This window comes from Neisseria sp. P0021.S005, assembly GCF_051956955.1.
The window spans coordinates 1-1,983 of sequence record NZ_JBQCWY010000569.1 but is presented as its reverse complement, the minus strand read 5'-3'; the positions used below and the strand labels follow the sequence as shown (position 1 = coordinate 1,983).

2 protein-coding genes and 1 tRNA gene are annotated in these 1,983 nt (G+C 54.0%); all 3 read right to left on the bottom strand.

Annotation, left to right across the window (positions count from 1 at the left end; all coding sequences use genetic code 11):
* Window positions 1–1,129, bottom strand: a 1,129-nt coding sequence (locus ACTHUE_RS16995) for a biotin--[acetyl-CoA-carboxylase] ligase (RefSeq protein WP_440424036.1), incomplete at its 3' end; no start/stop codon positions are given.
* Window positions 1,126–1,632, bottom strand: coding sequence for an adenylyltransferase/cytidyltransferase family protein (locus tag ACTHUE_RS16990; protein WP_141745162.1), 507 nt, complete (start codon window positions 1,630–1,632; stop codon window positions 1,126–1,128). The genes ACTHUE_RS16990 and ACTHUE_RS16995, both read right to left, overlap by 4 nt.
* Before the next feature lie 260 nt (window positions 1,633–1,892).
* Window positions 1,893–1,968: transfer RNA gene (locus ACTHUE_RS16985), tRNA-His, on the bottom strand.
* Window positions 1,969–1,983: the final 15 nt, after the last annotated feature.

Sequence of the window (1,983 nt, the reverse complement as noted above, 5' to 3'; positions counted from 1 at the left end):
GCCATTCTTCGCCCAGCTGGGTCAAATCACGATACGGCGCGCGGCCGACTTCGGAAAATGTGCCGTTCTCTACCCACGCCCATTTCAACTGACTGTTGCCGCCGTCCAGCAGCAAAAAGCGTTCCGGTTTCGCCGCGGCAGGTTGTGCCGGGCGGTTATCCGGACGCAAACTGATCTCGCCGCTGACAATGGTTTTCTCGCCCTTGTCCGTCAGCAAACGCAACGCGCCTTGCGCATCCACGCCTTTAACTACGCCTTCGTGGACAACGCGTCCTTCCTGAAGCAGCAACACTGGTCTGTTTGTGTCACGGTTGGCGGCATTGTATTCGCCGACACATGACGCGAATCCGTTTTGAGCGTATTCGTTCAACAGCGCATCAAGTTGCGCCAATACCGCATTCAACAAGGTTTTGACGCTTACGCCCTGCTTAGAGGCCGTCTGAAACAAGGCCTGCACGGAAGTGGCGTTTTCAACTTCTTTCGGCAGTACAAAATTGATGCCGATGCCGATGACGGCGACGGTTTTATTATCTACCCGCGCCGTTTCAATCAAAATACCGGCCAATTTATCGTTGGCCACGACCAAATCGTTCGGCCACTTGATCTTCACGTCCAAACCAATATCGGCAAGCGCGCGGCGGCAAGCCAATGCCACCACCAACGCCAGCGAACCCAGCTCATACTGCGGCTTGTCAAACGCCCAGCCCAAGCTGAACATCAGACATTCGCCCTGTCGGTTGACCCAGCTTCGCCCTTGCCGTCCGCGGCCTTTGGTTTGGAAATGCGCCACACACAAGGCCTTATGCGCCAAATCTGCCGACTGGCGCGCCAAAGCCATGATTTCATCGTTACTGGACGAACATTCGTGTTTCAACTGCGCACGAAAACCCTGTTTTCCGGCCATTTGTTGCAGAGATTCTTCGGCAAACACAGCCAAAGGGCGCACCAAGCGCCATTGCCCGTCGTGCTGGCGCAGTAAACCGCGGATATGGCCCGGCATCTGCTGCCAGAATCCGTTTAATTGTTGCGGCTTCATCCCGGCCACACGCGCCAACTGAGAAACGTGTTGCGGCAGGCCGTCTGAAAGCGCGGCGAGCAAGGCCCAATGGCGGCTGTTCAAATCCGTCATTCGCCTCCTCCGGCTTCGCGGATTTTCGCCAAAGTTTTGGTGGTCGAAGTCTGGTGTAAAAACGGAATCGAAAATACTTTGCCGCCACGCGCAAACGTCTCGGCCGCACCGACAATCTTATCCACAGGCCAGTCGCCGCCTTTAATCAATACATCGGGTTTGACCATTTCAATCAGCGCGGCAGGCGTATCGTCATCAAACCAAGTGACCAAATCCACGCTCGCCAATGCCGCTGCCACTGCCGCGCGGTTTTCCAAAGGATTAATCGGGCGGTCGTCCCCTTTGCCCTGACGGCGCACCGAAGCATCGGTATTCAACGCCAACACCAAAGCCGCACCGGCCGATCGCGCCTGCGCCAGATACGTTACATGGCCTCGGTGGAGAATATCGAAACAGCCGTTGGTAAACACCAGCGGACGGGGCAATGCCGCCAAACGCTCCGCCAGCTTTTCGGGTGGACAGATTTTGGATTCGAATTCTGGAGCTGACCATTCGGACATGATGCGGTTCCTTTGGGAATAAAACAGAAAATAATCGGGGTATTATAAAGGATAACAGCGAAACGCCATAAAAAGATACCGAACGGTACGATATTCGGGCTTGACTGCGTATTCATCGGCATTTGACAGACACTACATACGCCATTTTTGCCGCTGCCATAATGGAACGGTTTGACGAATACTGTTTTTGAAAACCAATAAACTTGAATAAAATTCAGGGCATAAACGGAAAAAAGCCTGCATACAATATGCAGGCTTTCATCTGGGGTGGCTGATGGGGCTCGAACCCACGACAACTGGAATCACAATCCAGGGCTCTACCAACTGAGCTACAGCCACCGTAAAAATTGGCAC